This window comes from Alkalihalophilus lindianensis (assembly GCF_032843265.1).
In the GTDB taxonomy this organism is placed as follows: domain Bacteria; phylum Bacillota; class Bacilli; order Bacillales; family Bacillaceae_D; genus Alkalihalophilus; species Alkalihalophilus lindianensis.
The window spans coordinates 1-296 of sequence record NZ_JAWJBA010000174.1 but is presented as its reverse complement, the minus strand read 5'-3'; the positions used below and the strand labels follow the sequence as shown (position 1 = coordinate 296).

General features: G+C 48.6%; 1 protein-coding gene. It reads left to right on the top strand.

The features are described 5' to 3' along the window. The coding region (locus tag RYX56_RS21815; RefSeq protein WP_317124046.1) for a molybdopterin dinucleotide binding domain-containing protein at positions 1-296 on the top strand (296 nt) is incomplete at both ends.

Sequence of the window (296 nt, the reverse complement as noted above, 5' to 3'; positions counted from 1 at the left end):
CTCGAGCATTTCCACGAAGGCAACCTGACACATAAATCAGAAGGACTTCAATACAAGTTCCCGAAAGTATTTGTTGAAGTCTCGCCTGCGCTTGCCAAAGAACGTGGTATCAAGGATGGAACCCTTGTCCGTCTTGTATCGCCATATGGGGCTGTTCGACTTCCAGTGCTCGTAACAGACCGCGTCGAAAGTAAAACTGTCTATGTGCCAATGCATTCCTCAAGTCATGAGAGTGCGGTTAGCTTGTTGGCAGGCGGGGCTTTCGATGTTGTGACCAACACACCAGCCTATAAACA